The 16715-nt window shown below is 70.8% G+C and carries 19 protein-coding genes and 1 pseudogene; 14 read left to right on the top strand and 6 right to left on the bottom strand.

All coding sequences use genetic code 11. The features are described from left to right. Positions 1-115: 115 nt before the first annotated feature. The 12 genes from ABT299_RS43880 (at position 116) to ABT299_RS43825 (ending at position 12521) form a co-directional block, all read left to right on the top strand. Entirely contained in the window at positions 116-952 is an 837-nt protein-coding gene (locus tag ABT299_RS43880; RefSeq protein WP_500254405.1) for a mycofactocin-coupled SDR family oxidoreductase, read from the top strand. 14 nt (positions 953-966) lie between these two features. Further along, entirely contained in the window at positions 967-2190 is a 1224-nt protein-coding gene (locus ABT299_RS43875) for a cytochrome P450 (RefSeq protein ID WP_500254404.1), read from the top strand. Between the two features lie 339 nt (positions 2191-2529). Then, positions 2530-3357, top strand: coding sequence for an MlaE family ABC transporter permease (locus ABT299_RS43870; protein ID WP_500254403.1), 828 nt, complete (start codon positions 2530-2532; stop codon positions 3355-3357). 12 nt (positions 3358-3369) lie between these two features. After that, on the top strand, positions 3370-4221 hold the full coding sequence (locus tag ABT299_RS43865; RefSeq protein ID WP_500254402.1) for an ABC transporter permease: 852 nt from the start codon (positions 3370-3372) through the stop codon (positions 4219-4221). Then, positions 4218-5285, top strand: a complete 1068-nt coding sequence (locus ABT299_RS43860; RefSeq protein WP_500254401.1) for an MCE family protein — start codon at positions 4218-4220, stop codon at positions 5283-5285. Before ABT299_RS43865 ends, ABT299_RS43860 begins: the two co-directional genes overlap by 4 nt. Continuing rightward, positions 5285-6448, top strand: coding sequence for an MCE family protein (locus ABT299_RS43855; protein WP_500254400.1), 1164 nt, complete (start codon positions 5285-5287; stop codon positions 6446-6448). Before ABT299_RS43860 ends, ABT299_RS43855 begins: the two co-directional genes overlap by 1 nt. 29 nt (positions 6449-6477) lie before the next feature. Further along, the gene (locus tag ABT299_RS43850) at positions 6478-7548 is read left to right on the top strand and encodes an MlaD family protein (RefSeq protein WP_500254399.1); all 1071 of its coding nucleotides are present in this window, start codon (positions 6478-6480) and stop codon (positions 7546-7548) included. Positions 7549-7550: 2 nt separating this feature from the next. After that, on the top strand, positions 7551-8588 hold the full coding sequence (locus ABT299_RS43845) for an MCE family protein (RefSeq protein WP_500254398.1): 1038 nt from the start codon (positions 7551-7553) through the stop codon (positions 8586-8588). 8 nt (positions 8589-8596) lie between these two features. Next, on the top strand, positions 8597-9637 hold the full coding sequence (locus tag ABT299_RS43840) for an MCE family protein (RefSeq protein ID WP_500254397.1): 1041 nt from the start codon (positions 8597-8599) through the stop codon (positions 9635-9637). Next, positions 9634-10929 (top strand): MCE family protein, encoded by a 1296-nt coding sequence (locus ABT299_RS43835; RefSeq protein WP_500254396.1) that lies wholly within the window; start codon positions 9634-9636, stop codon positions 10927-10929. Before ABT299_RS43840 ends, ABT299_RS43835 begins: the two co-directional genes overlap by 4 nt. Further along, positions 10926-11840, top strand: coding sequence for a hypothetical protein (locus ABT299_RS43830; protein ID WP_500254395.1), 915 nt, complete (start codon positions 10926-10928; stop codon positions 11838-11840). Before ABT299_RS43835 ends, ABT299_RS43830 begins: the two co-directional genes overlap by 4 nt. Before the next feature lie 81 nt (positions 11841-11921). Continuing rightward, positions 11922-12521 carry a TetR/AcrR family transcriptional regulator gene (locus ABT299_RS43825; RefSeq protein WP_500254394.1) on the top strand — a complete coding sequence of 200 codons (600 nt, stop codon included), beginning with the start codon at positions 11922-11924 and terminating at the stop codon, positions 12519-12521. 21 nt (positions 12522-12542) lie between these two features. Here ABT299_RS43825 and ABT299_RS43820 read toward each other — a convergent pair whose 3' ends face one another. From ABT299_RS43820 to ABT299_RS43795, 6 genes and pseudogenes are all read right to left on the bottom strand, one after another. Then, positions 12543-12680 (bottom strand): hypothetical protein, encoded by a 138-nt coding sequence (locus tag ABT299_RS43820; RefSeq protein WP_500254407.1) that lies wholly within the window; start codon positions 12678-12680, stop codon positions 12543-12545. Between the two features lie 247 nt (positions 12681-12927). Next, positions 12928-12999, bottom strand: a pseudogene (locus ABT299_RS43815) (hypothetical protein); the annotation flags it as partial. 29 nt (positions 13000-13028) lie between these two features. After that, positions 13029-13850 (bottom strand): glycoside hydrolase family 2 TIM barrel-domain containing protein, encoded by an 822-nt coding sequence (locus tag ABT299_RS43810; protein ID WP_500254393.1) that lies wholly within the window; start codon positions 13848-13850, stop codon positions 13029-13031. Beyond that, complete coding sequence (locus ABT299_RS43805) at positions 13793-14566, bottom strand: glycoside hydrolase family 2 protein (RefSeq protein ID WP_500254392.1); 774 nt, start codon at positions 14564-14566, stop codon at positions 13793-13795. Before ABT299_RS43805 ends, ABT299_RS43810 begins: the two co-directional genes overlap by 58 nt. 35 nt (positions 14567-14601) lie before the next feature. After that, entirely contained in the window at positions 14602-15021 is a 420-nt protein-coding gene (locus ABT299_RS43800; RefSeq protein ID WP_500254391.1) for a fibronectin type III-like domain-contianing protein, read from the bottom strand. Continuing rightward, a complete protein-coding gene (locus ABT299_RS43795; RefSeq protein ID WP_500254390.1) occupies positions 14961-15164 on the bottom strand; it encodes a hypothetical protein in 204 nt (67 codons plus the stop codon). The genes ABT299_RS43800 and ABT299_RS43795 overlap by 61 nt, the downstream gene beginning before the upstream one ends. Before the next feature lie 304 nt (positions 15165-15468). Between ABT299_RS43795 and ABT299_RS43790 the strand changes: the two genes are divergently transcribed. Together ABT299_RS43790 and ABT299_RS43785 are read left to right on the top strand one after the other, a co-directional pair. Further along, complete coding sequence (locus tag ABT299_RS43790; protein WP_500254389.1) at positions 15469-15759, top strand: hypothetical protein; 291 nt, start codon at positions 15469-15471, stop codon at positions 15757-15759. Between the two features lie 260 nt (positions 15760-16019). Next, a complete protein-coding gene (locus tag ABT299_RS43785) occupies positions 16020-16547 on the top strand; it encodes an integrase core domain-containing protein (protein WP_500254388.1) in 528 nt (175 codons plus the stop codon). Positions 16548-16715 lie beyond the last annotated feature (168 nt).

The raw sequence follows: 16715 nt of genomic DNA, 5'->3' as shown, positions 1-16715 counted from the left end.
ACCATCGACGTCCGGCCGCGGCGGGCCTCGCCCTGCTCATGGTGCTCCTGGCCGTCCGCCGCCGGCGGCGGGCCGGGCGCCCGTAGCCCACCCCCACCCGAGAGAAGAGGAAGCGATGCCCGGACGAGTCGAAGGCAAGGTTGCGTTCATCACCGGAGCCGCCCGCGGGCAGGGGCGCGCCCACGCCGTGCGCCTCGCGCAGGAAGGCGCGGACATCATCGCGATCGACATCTGCAAGCAGCTCGACACCGTGCCGATCCCCATGTCCACCCCCGAGGACCTGGACGAGACCGTCGCGCAGGTGAAGGCCACGGGCCGCCGCATCATCGCCGCCCAGGCCGACGTCCGCGACTACGACGCGCTGAAGGCCGCCGTCGACGACGGCGTCACCCAGCTCGGCCGGCTCGACATCGTGGTGGCCAACGCCGGCCTCGCCGCCGACGGCGCCCCCCTCCAGGACCTCGACGAGAAGCTGTGGCGCGACTCGATCGACGTCAACCTGACCGGCGTCTTCCACACCGGCAAGGCCGCCATCCCGCACCTCATCGAAGGCGGGCGCGGCGGCGCCATCGTGCTGACCAGCTCCGTCGGCGGCCTCAAGGCGCACCCGAACATCGCCAACTACGTCGCCGGCAAGCACGGCGTGGTCGGGCTGATGCGGTCGATGGCCGTCGAGCTCGCGCAGCACAACATCCGCGTCAACTCCGTCCACCCGACGCAGGTGGGCACGCCGATGCTGCTGAACGACCTCACCTACCGGATGTTCCGTCCCGACCTGGAGAACCCGACCCAGGAGGACATGGCGCCGATCTCGCAGATGATGAACGCGCTCCCGGTGCCCTGGGTCGAGGCCGAGGACATCGCCAACGCCGTCCTGTTCCTCGTCTCGGACGAGGCCCGCTATATCACCGGCGTCCCGCTCCCCATCGACGCGGGCTCGATGCTCAAGTGACCCGGAGGGACCAGATGGGCACCGACGACATCAGCACCCGCGAGGCGGACACGAACGAAGCCTTCTCCTGGGACCCCTACGACCCGCGGTTCACCCCCGACCCCTACCCGGCGTACCGGCGGCTCCGGGACGAGGCGCCGCTCTACTACAACGAGGAGCACGACTTCTACGCCCTCGGCCGGTACGACGACGTGGACCGGTGCCTGCCGGACTGGCAGACGTTCTCCTCGGCGCGCGGCAACATCCTGGAGTTCGTGAAGTCGGGCATCGTGATGCCGCCCGGCACCCTCATCTTCGAGGACCCCGAGATCCACGACATCCACCGCCGGCTGCTGGCCCGCGTCTTCACCCCGCGCCGCATCGCCGAGCTGGAGCCGCGGGTGCGCGACTTCTGCGTGCGCACCCTCGACCCACTGGTGGGACGGGACCGGTTCGACATCGTCGAGGCCGTCGCCACCGACATGCCGATGCGGGTCATCGGCATGCTGTTCGGCATCCCCGACTCCGACCTGGAAGCGCTGCGCGAGTCCGCCGACGAGAGCCTGCGGACCGAGGCCGGCGGGCAGATGGACCTGCAGGGCGGCGCCGGGCTCAGCAACCAGATGTTCGGCGACTACATCGACTGGCGGCGCGAGCATCCGTCCGACGACCTCATGACGATGCTGATGAACGCCGAGTTCGAGGACGAGAACGGCGAGAGGCGCACCCTCACCCGTGACGAGGTGCTCGTCTACTGCACGGTCGTCGCGGGCGCCGGCAACGAGACCACGGGACGGCTCATCGGGTGGATCGCGTCGGTCCTCGCCGAGCATCCCGACCAGCGCCGCGAGCTCGCCGACGACCCGTCGCTGATCCCCAACGCGGTGGAGGAGGTGCTGCGCTACCAGTCGCCGGGCCCGTTCGCGGCGCGGTACGTGACCCGGGACGTGGAATTCTACGGGCGGACGGTGCCGGAGGGCAGCGCGATGATGCTCGTCCTTGCCGCCGCCAACCGCGACGAGCGGCGCTACCCGGACCCGGACCGCTTCGACATCCACCGCAAGATCGGCCAGCACCTGGCGTTCGGCGTCGGCGCGCACTACTGCCTCGGCGCCGCGCTCGCCCGGCTGGAGGGCCGGATCGCGCTGGAGGAACTTCTGCGGCGCTTCCCCGACTGGGAGGTCGACTGGGACGGCGCCACGCTGGCGCAGACCTCGACCGTCCGGGGATGGGAGCGGCTGCCGCTCGTCCTGCGCTGAGGGCCCGCCGGTCCGGAGGCCGTGCCGGCGGCCTCCGGACGCCCTCGTACCGCCCCGCCGCGGCGTGGCCGCCCTCTGCTGTTTCCGTGCGGCGGGCGCCGTCCGTTGTGATCACGCACAGTCCGCGTCCTTTAGCAGACAGCCACTTGACAGTACTACGAGGCCGAGGATGTACTGTCTCTCGCGTGAGACGAGAGTCACACACTCGAAATCTGCTTATAGATGTTCTCGAAATGAAGAACTGAACTCTCACACTCGACACCGAAGGTTCTCAACGCGCTTCGGGCCGCCGTCCGACGAGGGGGAGCAGGGGATGCGCGAACGGCAGGGAACACGTCCATGAGCGCGGCAGCGGGACACCGCCTGCGCGCGCCTCGGCCCTCCTGGGCCGGGGCGCCGCGACGGCTGCTGTTCGGCTGGCTGGAGCAGGCCGGCCTGCTGTTCGCGATCACGCTCGAGGGCTTCCGCAAGACCTGGGACGTGCGCCGCTGGTGGGTCGAGTGGATCGAGCAGTGCTGGTTCATCGCCCGCGTCACGACCCTGCCGGTCATGCTGATCGCGCTGCCGCTCGGCGGCACGATCGCGCTGCAGGTCGGGCAGATCGTCCGGCAGATCGGCGCCGAGTCCGGCACCGGCGCCACCGTCGTGCAGGCACTGGTCACGCAGGTGGCGCCGATGGCGGCGGCCCTGCTGATCTCCGGGGCCGGCGGGTCGGCCATCACCTCCGACATCGGCTCGCGGCGGATCCGCGACGAGCTGGACGCCATGGAGGTGATGGGCATCAACCCGGTGCACCGGCTCGTCACGCCCCGGCTGTGGGCGGCCAGCACGGTCGGCGTGATGCTCTGCTCGCTGATCATCCTGGCGGGCATCGCCGGCGGGTTCTTCTTCAACGTGATCCGGGAGGGCGTGACGCCCGGGTCCTACTTCGACGGGGCGACGTCGCTCCTGCAGCTCTCCGACCTGCTGATCACATTGTTCAAGGCGTGGGTGTTCGGCTTCATCGCCGCCGCGGTGGCCTGCTGGAAGGGCATGACCTGCCGGTACGGCGCGAGCGGCGTCGGGCGCGCGGTCAACCAGTCGGCCGTCGTCGCCGCGATGCTGGTGTTCGCGGCGAACTACGTGCTGTCCACGCTGGCCTACAGCCTCTTCCCGCCCCGGATCTGACGGAGATCTCTGATGAACTCCATCGTCCCGTACCGCGCGGCCGTGGTGCTGCGCCGCCGATGGCGCCCCCGCGCCCCCGAGTTCACCGAGTTCCTGGTCTTCTCCGGGATGGTCCTTCACCACATGGTGGCCGACATCGCGCGCGGGAAGCACCTGAAGGCCGTGGTCCGGCAGGTCAGCGACATCAGCGCCGGCGTCGGCGCGGTCGTGATGGGCCTCGGCATGGTCGTCGTCATCTTCTTCATGTCGTTCTTCACCGGCACCACCGTCGGCCTGCAGGCCATCCCCGGTCTGCAGCGGGTCGGCGTGCAGTCGCTCGCCGGGATCATCGCCAGCTACGCCAACGTCCGCGAGGTGACGCCGATCATCGCCGGGGTCGCGATGGTGTTCCAGCTGGGCGGGTCGTTCACCGCCGAGCTCGGGGCGATGCGGATCTCCGAGGAGATCGACGCCCTGGAGGTCATGGGCATCAACTCGCTCGCCTACCTGGTCTGCACCCGGCTGGCGGCCGCGCTGGTCACGCTCGTCCCGCTGTACCTGCTGGCGCTGTTCGCCAGCTTCTTCGCCACCCGGATCATCTCCATCGACTTCTTCGGCATCTCGCCCGGGATCTACGACTATTACCTCCACCTCTACCTGCCGCCGATCGACGTGTTCTACAGCGTGGTCAAGGTCGTGGTATTCACGGTGATCATCGTGCTCATCCACTGCTACCGCGGCTACAACGCCTCCGGCGGGCCGGTCGGGGTGGGGCTGGCGACCGGGCAGGCGATCCGCGAGTCGATGGTGACGATCGTCATGGTCAACCTGCTGCTGTCCTACATCTTCTGGGGCAACGGCGGAACAGTGAGCCTGACCGGATGAGGACCGTCGACCTCACGCCGCGCACCCGCCGCCGGTTCGGCGCCCTCGGGGCCGCCCTCGTCGCCGCCGCCGGGCTCGGGTCCTACCTGGCCGCGCGCGACACCCACCCCGGCTCGACGTACCTGAAGGCGACGTTCGGCCGCGCGGGGGAGGGGCTGGACGACCGCTCGGACGTCAAGATCCGCGGCGTCAGGGTCGGGCAGGTCGCCTCGGTCCGCCTCACCCCCGAGGGGAAGGCGCTGGTGCGGATCCGGCTGGACCGCGGGGTCCGCGCGCCCGTCACCGCCGAGGCGGCGATCTCGCCGCTGTCGGCGTTCGGCCCCAAGTACGTGGACCTGCGGCCCGGGCGCGGCGAGGGCGGCGGGCCGTACCTGCGCGACGGCGGCACCATCGCCAGGACCAGCGACCCCCAGGACCTCACCGACGTCGCCGCGCCGACCGTCGACCTGCTCGACGCGCTAGGCCCGGACGACGTCGCCACCATCATGCGGTCGCTGGGGACCGGGCTGGACGGCCGGGGCGCCGAGCTCGCGAGCCTGGTCGACGACTCCTCGAAGCTGCTCGGCGTCACGGCGCGGCGCAGCGGCGACCTCGGAACGCTCATCGGCAATGGCGGCGCGCTCGCCGCGACCGCGGCCCGGCACGGCGACGACATCGGCCGGATCACCGACGACCTGAACAAGGTCGCGCCGTCCATCACCGGGGACCCCGGGCAGTTCGCCAAGATGCTCGCCGGGCTGGACGAGTCGGCCCGCACCCTGAACCAGATCCTCGCCTCGAACCCGAAGGCCGCGGGCCGCGTCCTCGACGCGTTCACACCGGCGGCCGCAGTCCTGTCCAAGTACCGCGGCTACTTCCCCGACCTCATCAGCAGCAGCGGGCTCATCCTGACGCAGCTGGCCGGCATCGCCAACATCCCGGGGCCGCACGGGACGCTGCTCTCGCGGGTCACCATCCACATCAACCCGAGCACCGCGCTGTGCGACTCGCTGCCGGGGATCTGCGGGCCGATCGAGCCCGCGGTCCCGAACAAGCCGAACCCTCCCGCGAACGGAGGCGAGTGATGGCCGCCTCACGCCGGCTCCGGCTGCGCACGCAGGGCCTGGACATGCGCTCGGCCCGCAAGTTCCTCGTGTTCGGCGTCGTCACGACCTTGCTGACCGTCTACATGGCGTTCCGGATCGTCGGCACCGACCTCGGGTCCGGGCTGCATCTGCGGGCGACGTTCGACGACGTCAGCGGCCTGCGGTCGGGCGACGAGGTGAAGGTCGCCGGCACCCCGGTCGGCCGGGTCACCTCGGTGAGGGTCGTGGACGGCCGGGCCGTGGTGGGGATGAAGATCCGCCCGTCGCTGCACATCCCGGTGGACTCCTCGGCCGTCATCCGCTGGAAGGACCTCATCGGCAAGCGCGAGATCTACCTCGAGACCGGCTCCAGCCGCACCATGCTCAAGGACGGCCAGCGGCTCACCCGGACGAGGTCGGCGGCCGACCTGGGCGCGCTCATCAACGACCTCGGGCCGCTGGTCGGCGGGATCGACCCGGACGAGATCAACAAGATCCTGCAGTCGTTCGCGACCGCGCTGGACGGCAACCAGGACAGGATCGACCAGATGTCGGTGAACCTGGCGGCGCTGCTGCGCACGCTCGGGTCGCGCAGCGACACGATCCGGCGGATGATCGGCGACTACAAGACGGTCACCGACGCGCTCGCGGCCCGCGACCGGCAGATCACCGAGACCATCGGCAACCTCACCGACCTCACCCGGGCCTTCGCGCAGGACCGCACCGCCCTCGGCACCGCGAGCACGCGGCTCGGCGACGTCGCGACCAACCTGGACAGGGTGCTCGGCGGGTCCGCCCCGCAGCTCGGCCGGCTGGTGCAGGGCACCACCGACCTGATGGAGATCGCGCACCGCCGGATGCGCGACATCGACAAGATGATCAAGAGCCTGCCGGCGGCGCTGCAGGCGCTGCTCACCCTCATGGACGGCGGCAAGTTCCTGCGCGGCAACGCGCTCTGCATGAACGTCGTCTACAGCGACACCTGCCCGTTCCCCGAGAACCTGCCGCCCCCGCCCGCCGGCGGCCCCGGCGGCGGCTCCGGTGGTTCCAGCAACGGGGCGGCGGTGACCGGCGACGGCGCCAAGCTCAGCCCCGACCAGCAGCGGGTGTTCCAGGCCATGGTCAAGCTGGCGTTCCTCGGCGGCCAAAACGGGGGCGGGTGATGGGGCGGACGGACCGGACGAGAGGCCGGATGAAGGACGCGTTCACGCGGTCGTTCCGCGACCGCAGTCCCGTGGCGATCGCCGCGGTGACGATCCCGACGCTGGCCGCGCTGGTGATCGCGGCGTACGCCTACGGCACCCTCGGCCTCTTCCAGGGCGGCTACACCGTCAGCGGCGTCTTCGCCGGCACCGGTGGCCTGCAGAAGGGCGCCGAGGTGCAGCTCGCCGGCGTGAAGGTCGGCAAGGTCACCGGCGTCCGCCCCGACTTCCGCAACGGCCACGTCGTCGTCACCTGGAAGGTCGACTCCGGGATCAGGCTGGGGCCGCGGATGCACGCGGACATCCGGCTGTCGAACCTGCTCGGCGGGCAGTACGTCCGGCTGTCCGGGCCGGTCGCGCGGCCCTACCTGAAGACGCTGCCGGACGGCCGGAGGCGCATCCCGCTGGAGCGCACCAGCATCCCGTACACGCTGAGCAACACGCTCGGCTCCGCGTCGACCATCGCCGGGAAGCTGGACGCCCGGTCGGTCGACCGGCTGCTCGCCGAGGCCGCCAAGGTGAAGCTGCCGTCCCAGCAGGAGACCGCGAAGATGCTCGCCGACCTGCGGAAGGTCAGCGCCGCGCTGAACGACTCCTTCCCGCAGGTCGCCGCGATCATCGCGAACAGCGGGAAGCTGAGCGGCGCGCTGGCGTCCAAGGACCGGCAGCTCACGCAGCTGCTCGACTACGGCGACACGCTCCTGAAGGAGCTGGTCCGGCGGCGCGACGACCTCGCCGCGGCGCTCGGCAGCGGCAGCCGGGTCGTCAAGACCCTCGACGACACCCTCGCCACGCACCAGAAGCAGCTGAACACGGTGCTCAACGACTTCCACCTCGCCGCGCAGACGGTGGCGGGCGACAACCTGCCGTCCATGAACGTCGCGTTCGCCTGGTTCGGGCCCGCGTTCTACGGCCTCGGCACCGCCGGCAGCCGCCGCGGCCGGTGGATGGAGGGCGGCTTCGTCGGGTTCGGCCCGGTCCAGCCCGGCGTGGTCGGCCCCCAGCCGAACTTCAACCCGCCCAACTACCCGCTCGTCCCGACGGGGCAGGTCGGAGGATGAGGATGCGACCACCGTGCCGCCCGCTCGCCGCCGCCATGGCAATCGTGCTCGGCGCCGCCCTCAGCGCCTGCTCGGTGCTCCCGGGCGCGCTGTCGACGACACCGTCGTACCACATCACCGCGTACTTCACCCGGGCCGTGTCCTTCTACCCCGGCTCCCGGGTGCAGGTGATGGGCGTCAACGTGGGGAAGGTCGACTCGGTCACCCCGGTGAACGGGCAGGTCCGCGTCGTCGCCTCGATCGACGGCGACGTGCCGCTGCCCGCGGCGGCGACCGCCGCCATCGTGCCGCTGAGCCTGATCGGCGAGCGCACGCTGACGTTCAGCCCGGCCTGGCACCCCGGCCTGGCGAGGCTGGCGGACGGCGCCGTGCTGCGGACCGACCGGACGCAGGTCCCCGTCGAGGTCAACGACGCCCTCAAGTCGTTCGGCAGGCTCCTCGACAACGTCGACCCCGCCAAGGCCGACACCGCGCTCGGCAACGCCGCCGGCACCCTCGACGGCAACGGCGCGGCCTTCAACCAGGCGTTCCAGCAGGCGGGGCAGCTGGTCAACAGCCTCGCCGGGCAGGACGAGCAGCTGCTGAAGGTCGCGCAGAACCTCGACCGGCTCGCCGGGATCGTCCGCGGCCGGGAGAAGACGCTCGGCCGGCTCGTCAGCGACTTCTCCAAGGCGTCGACGATGCTCGCGAACGAGCGCCAGAGCATCCGGACCCTGGTCGAGGCGATCGCCGACCTGGCCAAGCGCGGCGACGTGCTGATCAAGATGCACCAGGACACGATCCCCTCCGACCTGGAGAAGACCGCGCAGGTCAGCCTGACGCTCAAGGGCAGCGCGGACACGCTCGGCGGCGTGCTGCAGGCGCTGCCGAACATCGCGTTCCAGTTCGTCAACGCCTACCAGCCGGAGAACCACGCGATCGTCCTGCGGGTCACCCTCGACAATTTCGCGCGGTCCTACCTGGCCGCGGTCCTGAAGTCGCCCACGATCGACGAGAGCGTGCCGTGCCCGCTCCCGCCCCCCTACTCCAACTGCCAGTAGGAGCCACCGTGAGACGAACTCTCCTGCGCGCCGGGACGCTCGTGCTCTGCTCGGTGCTGGCGGGCTGCGCGGCGCTGTCCGGCTGCTCGGTCCAGACGCTGCACGCGCCGAAGGGGCCGCTCACCCTCACCGCCGACTTCACCGACGTGCAGAACCTCGTCACCGGGCACAGCGTCAAGGTCGCGGACGTCGCCGTCGGCTCCGTCACGAGGATCACGCTGGTGGACGCGGGGACCGGCTACCGCTCCCGGGTCACCATGTCGATCAAGAAGGGCGTGCGCGTCCCCACCGGGACGACCGCGAAGGTCACCACGACCTCGCTGCTCGGCGAGAACTACGTCCAGCTCCAGCCGCCCCCGGGCCGGGCGCTGAACCAGGGGCCGTTCCTCGCCGACCACGCCCGCCTCGCCCAGACCACCACCAGCCCCGGCTTCGAGGACATCGTCGGCAAGGCCGCCCCGCTCGTCGGCGCCCTCGCCGACGGCGACGCCCCCGGGTTGGTGCGCACCGCGAGCACCGCCTTCGCCGGCCGCGGCCCGCAGCTCAACGCCATGATCGCCAACGCGGACACGCTGCTGACGACCTTCGGCGCCCGCCGCGAGCAACTCGGACAGGCCGTCGACGACCTCGCCGGCCTCGGCAAGAAGCTCGCCGCGCACGAGGACTCGCTGAAGCGGCTGCCCGGACGGGTCGCCGACGCCACGAAACTCCTCGCCGACGACCGGCAGAAGATCCTCACCGCGGTGCACTCCCTCTCCGACCTCGCCCGGACCGTGAACGACACCGTCCTCATCGGCCACACCGACCAGCTCCGCCGACTCATCGAGCAGATGGGGCCGACGCTGCAGGTGCTCACCTCCGACAAGACCAAGCTCGGCACGCTCATCAACCGCCTCCAGGAGTTCGTCACCCGGATGCCCCGGCAGGTCTACAACGGGCAACTCCTCACCTATCCGGTGATGGACTTCAACGGCTCGGCCACCCGGGGCGGCGGGCGCACGCCGTCGTCGCTGGCCGACCTCGTCCGGATGCTGGGACCGCAGCGGTGACCCGCCGGATCCGCGTCAACCTGGCCGTGTTCGCGCTGCTCGGCGCCGTCCTGACGGTGTGGGCGGTGCGCAACGTGCTCGGCTTCGACCCGTTCTCCCGCCCGTACCGGCTCAGCGCGCAGTTCACCGACTCGCGCGGCCTGCAGCCCGGCTTCGACGTGACCTACCTCGGCGTCGCCATCGGCAAGATCCACTCGGTGCGGCTGGACGGCGGGAAGGTCGTCGTCCGCCTCGCCATCGACAAGGGCCGGCGGGTCCCGCAGGGCGTCACCGCCACGGCCGCGCTCAAGTCCGCGATCGGCGAGCCGTACGTGGACCTGGAACCGGCGGACGGCCGGGCCGGCGCACCGCCGATGCGCCCCGGCGACGTCATCCCGCTGTCCAGGACGAGCGTCAGCGAGAGCTACGGCGACCTGTTCGCGTCGGTGACCAAGGCCGTCAACGGACTCGACCCCGCGAACCTCAGGATCGTCACCCGGGAGCTGGCGCGGGGACTGGACGGGCGCGGCGACACGCTCCGGCTCAGCGTCGACGGCGCCTCCCAGCTCGCCCGGACGTTCGCGAGCAACACCGGCACACTCGACAGCCTGATCACCAACCTCGGCACGCTGACCGGCGTCCTCGCCGGGAAGCGCGCCGACCTCGCCGCCGGTATCACCGCCACCGCCGACCTCACCTCCTCGCTCGCCGACGTGAACGACTCGCTCGCCCAGATCCGCGACACCACCCCCGACCTGCTCACGCGGACCGCCAAGGTGCTGCGCGAGTCGCGGCCGGCCGCGCAGTGCATGCTCGGCGCTCTGAACGACGCCCTGCCGGCGCTGCTGACGCCCGCCAACGTGTCCGACCTCTCCCGGGGCCTGCAGTGGTCGCCCCAGCTGGCGTCCGCGATGCGCGGCGTCATCACGTTCGTCAACGGCCAGCCCAACCTCAACATCAAGTTCATCCTCACGCTGACGCCGGAGAAGGGCGCCGTCGAATACCGCAACCTCACGCCGCTGCCGTCGATCCCGCGCATCCCCACCTGCCCCGGCATCGACCTGCCCGCCCATCAGAGCCCCCCGCTGAAGAAAGCGGAGACGGCCGGCAAGAGCGGCACCGCGACGGGGACCTCGACCACGGCGACCGCGGTGCCCGCCCGCAACGCCGCCGACACCGCCCCCGAGCACCACGGGCCGCCGGCGTGGCTGATCTACCTGCCGCCCCTGCTGGCGGGCCTGGTCCTGCTGCGCGTCGTCATGAGCATGCTCGGCGTGGCCTGGCGCCCGATCTGGAGAAGGAGAAGCCGATGAAGACCAAGGCACCGGCCGCCCGGACGCCCGCCGAGGACATCCAGCAGATCGAGGAAGCGGACCTTCTGGAAGACGACGAGGAGTACGAGCGGGTCTACGTCGTCGTCAGGAAGAAGAGCCCGGCCGCGGAGCGCGAGGAAGGCGAAGAAGAAGCGGCCGGGGAAGCGGCGGAGCCGGCCGCCTCCACCGAAAGAGCCCCGGCGGAGAAGCCGCGCCGGTTCACGCGCAAGGCCGCAGCCACGTCGGCGCCTCGGGTCCCCGAGATCGCGCCGAAGGTATGGGCGGCGTCTCTGGCGAGCGGGCCGTTCGGCAAGAGAAGCCGTCGCATGAGCATCGCCACGCGCGTCCTGACGATCGTCCCCGCCGTCGCGCTGGTCGCGGTGACCGCGCTCCTGTGCGTCGTCTGGCAGCAGAAGGGGGACCTGTCCGCGGACGCCCGCCGGCAGCGCGCCCTCGCCGCCAGCGCGCGCAAGGTCGCCGACGTCTTCTTCAACTGGGACTACCAGCACATGGCCCAGTCGTTCGCCGCGAAGTACCCGCTGCTCACCAAGGCCGCCGCCGACGCCATCCGGCCGACCGCCGACACCCTGACCAGCTACTTCACCACCAACAAGGTCAGCTCGCGCGCCACCGTCACCGGCGTCTACCCCGGCGCCGTCAAGCGCGGCGCCGCCAACGTCATGGTGGTCATCAACACGAAGGTCACGACGGGCAAGACGGTGCAGGCCAACAGCGGCGCCACGGTCGCGCTCAGCATGAAGCTCGTCTCGGGGAAATGGCTGGCTGGTAACATCACGCTGCTGAGCCAGGGCGTGGAGTCCGCCACCGACGAGAACGGCAAGCCGCTCTCCGGCGGGACCGGCTCCTCCGGACTGCCGGGCGCCGCCCCCTCGGCCCGGCCGCCGCGGTGACGCGGGGCGCGACGCCGTCCCCGGACCGCACGCCGGCCTCCCTCACCGCTCCGACCGGAGCGTCCGCTGTGAAAGGCACTGATGCGCACGCACGGGTGGCGAGGCGACCCTCCTCGCGACGACGACGAGGCCCGGCGGCGGATCATCGAGGCGCTGATCCGGTGCGTGGACCGGTACGGCGCGCACAAGACCGGATTCACGCAGGTCGCCGAGGAGCTCGGCGTCACCCGCGCGACGGTGTACCGCTACTACCGCAACATCGACGAGCTGATGAAGGCGGCGGGGTTCGCCGCGGCCGCCGAGTTCGAGGCGCGGATCGCGGGCGCCATCGGTCCGCTGGCCGACCCGGCCGAGATCCTCGTCGAGGTCTTCGCGCTGGCGGTGGAGCAGCTGCCCCGCGACCCGCACGTCGGGATGATCTTCGCGACCGGCCGCGCCCCCATGTTCGGCCCCGAGATCCTCTCCGCCGCCGCGCTCGACGAGATGAAGGTCTTCCTGTCCCGGCTCGACATCGACTGGGCGGCGCTCGGCTATGACGACGGGGAGCTCACCGGGCTCGCCGAGTTCTTCATGCGCCTGCTCTACTCCTACCTCTCGGTGCCCGAGGCGACCGGGGACGACCCGCGTCCCTTCCTGCGCCGCTGGCTGACGCCCGCCCTGCTGGCCAAGACCGCCCCCTGATGTGCCCGTCCGCTCCGCAGATCACCGGTCGTCGCTGAGGCGGATCTCTCCGGTGCCGGTGGGGCGCAGGACGGCCAGGGCGCGGCCCTCGTAGGTGCGGTGCTCGGCGGCGTCGAAGCGCTCCTCGGTGGAGGGGGCGGCGCTGCCGAAGCCGGCCAGGACGCCCGGGGCCGGAGATCTCCACGGTCACCGGCCGGTCAGCCGCGGTGTGGACGGTGCCGCAGGCGTCGGTCAGGGCGAGGGCGACGAACGCCAGGTCGCCACCGGCGGCTGTGATCGCGGGAGATTCGGGCGCGGCGCGTAGCCGGAGCGGGCCGGTGGCCGTCCGCAGGAGGTAGCGGCCGGTCTCGATGCCGTCCCGATAGGCGATGGCCACCAGTTCGCCGGGCTTGTATACCGTGGCGAACTCCGCGCGGAACCGGTGATGCCCGCCCGCGGGCTCCCGGCCCATGGATCGACCGTTGACCAGCAGCTCCACCTCGTCGGCGGAACCGTAGACCTCGACCTTCACCGGCTCGCCCTCGAAGCCCGGCCACGTCCAGCCGGAATCGCGTCGCTCCAGGCCCAGGGCGTCGCGTCCCAGGTCCGCCCGTGGTGCTCGGGGCGCTGGACGGCGATGTAGGGGGCGGTGCGGAGGCCGAAGACGATCTCGCGGTAGTACGAGGCGGGCCGCCGGTGGCCGGTGATGTCGATGTCACCGCCCCCGGCGAGCAGGTGCGGGTACGGGGCGAGGATGCCGGAACCGGGTTCGGACGTCCGGTAGCGGGGACGGCCGATGCCCGACTCGCCGAGGTAGTCCCAGCTCGTCCAGGTGAAGTCGCCGATGACGTGCCCGTGCCGCTTCACCAGGCTCCAGTTGGTGTCGATGCGGGTCGGGAAGGTCTCGGTGCCCTCGGTGATCCGGTTCGGGAACAGGTCGCGGTCGAGGGCGTAGCGGCTGTCGGAGTAGTTCATGCCGGCGATGTCCAGCACGCTGTAGGACTCGGCGGTCCGCTCCGTCACCAGGTCGGAGGCGGCGACGAGGTTCATCATGTCCCCGGCGTCGGCCATGAGGGTGTTGATGCCCGCGTCTTCCGGCTCCTGCATGGAACGGCTCATCCGCGCCAAGTCCGGCAGAACGGCCAGCAGGTTGTCGATCCCGTTGGTGACGTAGCGAGTGCCGTCCAGGGAGCGGACCTTCTCGGCGATCCTGCGCCCCAGCGCGGCTCCCGACGGCGTGCCCGTCTCGGGGATCTCGTTGCCGATGGAGTAGGAGATCACGCTTGGGTGGTTCACGCCCTTGGCGACCATCGCCTCGATGTCGCGCAGGGAGGCGACTCGGGACCCCACAGCGAGGGTTCGGGGACGTAGAGGCGCCGCCGGAGGGTCGCGGGCTCGCCGGGCAGCACGGTGACCTTCGCGGTGTCGGCGGCGGCGACGGCTCCGGCGGCGTCGCGGATCTCGGCCGCCAGGTCCAGGGTACGGATCTCGACCGAGTCGTTCTCGACCGTGGCCGCCACCTCCACCGCCGCCCGGTCGCGGTCGATGTCCGAGGCGGTCACCCGCAGGCCGTCGGGGGCGATCCGCACCGCGCCGCCAACGAGCATCCAGGTGTCCCGGTAGATCCCCGCGCCGGTGTACCAGCGGGAGTCCCGGTGGGTGCGGGCCTCGACATGGACCTCGTCGTCCTCGCCGAAGCGCAGGAAGCGACCGGCATCGATGCGGAAGAGGGAGTAGCCGTAGGGGCGCTGGCCCGCGTAGTCGCCGTGGACGTACACGGTCGCGTCCCGGTAGACGCCCTCGAACTCCAGGTGGATCCGCTTGCCTCGGTGCCCGGCAGGGACGGAGAAGGTCTTGCGGTGCTCGAAGGCGCCGCCGGGGAAATGGGCGCGGGACGCGGCCTCCATCGCGCCGTCACCACCGTCCGGGGCCGCGCGGTCCTGCTCGATCATCGCGTCGTGCGGCAGCGTCATCGGCCGGAAGGGGACGGACGCGCCCATCAGCTCGGCGAAGGGGTTGACCTTCGGCCGGACCTCCCAGCTGTCGTTGAAGGACGTGCGGATCACGGGTTCCCTTCCCTTCCGTCCCGCCGGCGGCGGGATCAGGCGAGCCGGAGTTCGGCGGTGAGGGCGCCGGGGTCCCCGGTGTGGGAAGCGGCCTCGACGACCGCGACCGGGGACGCGGGGACGAACCCGCCGGACGTCCAGCGCTGCAGAGGCCGGGTCGAGGCGGGCACCGTCACCCGCGCCGACGCGCCAGGTTCCAGGCCGATGGCGGCGAAGCCGAGCAGGGCCCTGGACGGGAAGTCCTCGCCCGCGCCGACGGGCCGTCCGTACAACTGGACGACGTGGCGGCCCGCGCGTGCGCCGGTGTTGGTCACGGTCACGGTGGCGGTGAACGCGTCGCCGTCGAGGGCGCCGACGGTGAGGTCGGCGAGCGTGAAGGTGGTGTACGACAGCCCTAGCCGAGGGGGAACGCCGCCGGACGGCCATCGCGGTCGAGGAGCCGCTGGCCGAACCACTTGTCGTAGGTGATCTCGGTGGCGTTGCGGTCGAAGAACGGGTGGTTCCGAAGGTGGTGGTGGAGGCCAGCGTGGACGCGGCCGCCGAGCGGGGCCGGTTCCGCCACGCCGCCCGGTACGTGCGTCTTCGCCCGGACCTGCATCCAGAGGATGTGCCCGAGGGCCTCGCCCTGGAGTGACCGCGGGCGGGGTCAGCGGTGTGGAGTGAGCCTGGAGCGGAGCCAGCTCAGGGCGGCTTCCCCCTTGGCCCGCTGGTGGCGCCGCAGTCCGGGAATGTTGAGCGGGGCCGGGCGCAGAGACTGGGTGAGGAAGTCCCCGACGACCGCGGCGAGTACCGCGTTCGTCTGTTTGTCGGGGACGCCGCGGGTGTGCCGCTCGGAAACTTGATTCATGCTGTGATCTGGGGTCTCGCTGCCGGATCACGTGTCTGGCTGGCACCATCTCGAGGTGCTGTCGTCGCTGCTGTACCGGTTGGTGAGGTGTCTGTTCGGTTTGTTGGCGGTGCTGGTTCGGTCGGATCCGTCCAAGGACGTCGAGTTGCTTGTGCTACGGCACGAGAACCAGGTGCTGCGTCGTCAGCTGGGCGGTCGGCCGCGGTGGGATCACGGCGACCGGCTGTGGTCGGCGGCGTTGTCCCGGCTGGTTCACCGCCGCCGGTGGGCGGAGATCTTCCCGGTCACCCGGCCGCGATTCTTCGCTGGCACCGCCACCTGGTCGCCGCAAATGGACTTACGCTGACCGGCGCCGGCCGGGACGTCCATCCACCGGTGTTCCGATCAAGACGCTGATCGTGCGGATGGCACGCGAGCATCCAACTTGGGGCCATAGAAGAATCCAGGGCGAGCTGGGTCCGGCTCGGTCACGCGATCGCCGCCTCCACAGTGTGGGAAATCCTACGCGCCGTCGGCATCGACCCAGCACAGCGGCGGGAGGGGCCGAGCTGGCGGCAGTTCCTGACCGTCCGGGCTCACGCGATCATCGCATGTGACTTCCTGGTGGTGGAGACGGTGCTGCTCAAGCGGTTGTACGTGTTGGTGTTCATCGAACATGGCACCCGGAGGCTTCATCTGGGTGGTGTGACGGCGTACCCGACGGGGGCGTGGGCAGTGCAGCAGGCCCGGAATCTGGTCATGGACCTGGATGAGCGCATCGGGGACCTGTGGTTCGTGATCCATGATCGTGATCCTTTGTTCACCACCGCGTTCAGCGAGGTGTTCAAAGCCGACGGGCTGCGGACGATCATCACCCTGCCGAAGACGCCACGCATGAACGCCATCTGCGAGCGCGTCATTGGAACCCTCCGCCGCGAGGTCTTGGACCGGGTGCTGGTACTCGGCGAACGCCACCTGGCGATACTCCTCCGCGAGTACCTGATTCACTACAACGGCCATAGACCGAACCAGGCCCGGCACCAACGACCTCCGGACATCGAAACGCAGCCTGTCCGCGACGTGGCGGAGCTGCGATCCATCCGCCGAGAACACACTGTCACGGGTGTGGTCAGCGAATATCACCACGCCGCATAAGCCCACCTCAGGCCATGTAACCCAATATTCGAGCGGCACACGTTCCCACGGGCCTACCTCGGGTGCCGTTAACGAATGTGTCACCAGCCGCAAACGAGCTGTCATCGGCAGCGAGAACGTCGGTGACCTCGGCCTGCGGATGTCAGCGGATCGGCAGCGAGAACGTCA

This window comes from Spirillospora sp. NPDC000708 (assembly GCF_040299565.1).
In the GTDB taxonomy this organism is placed as follows: Bacteria; Actinomycetota; Actinomycetes; order Streptosporangiales; family Streptosporangiaceae; genus Spirillospora.
This window is presented reverse-complemented; position numbering and strand designations above follow the sequence as displayed.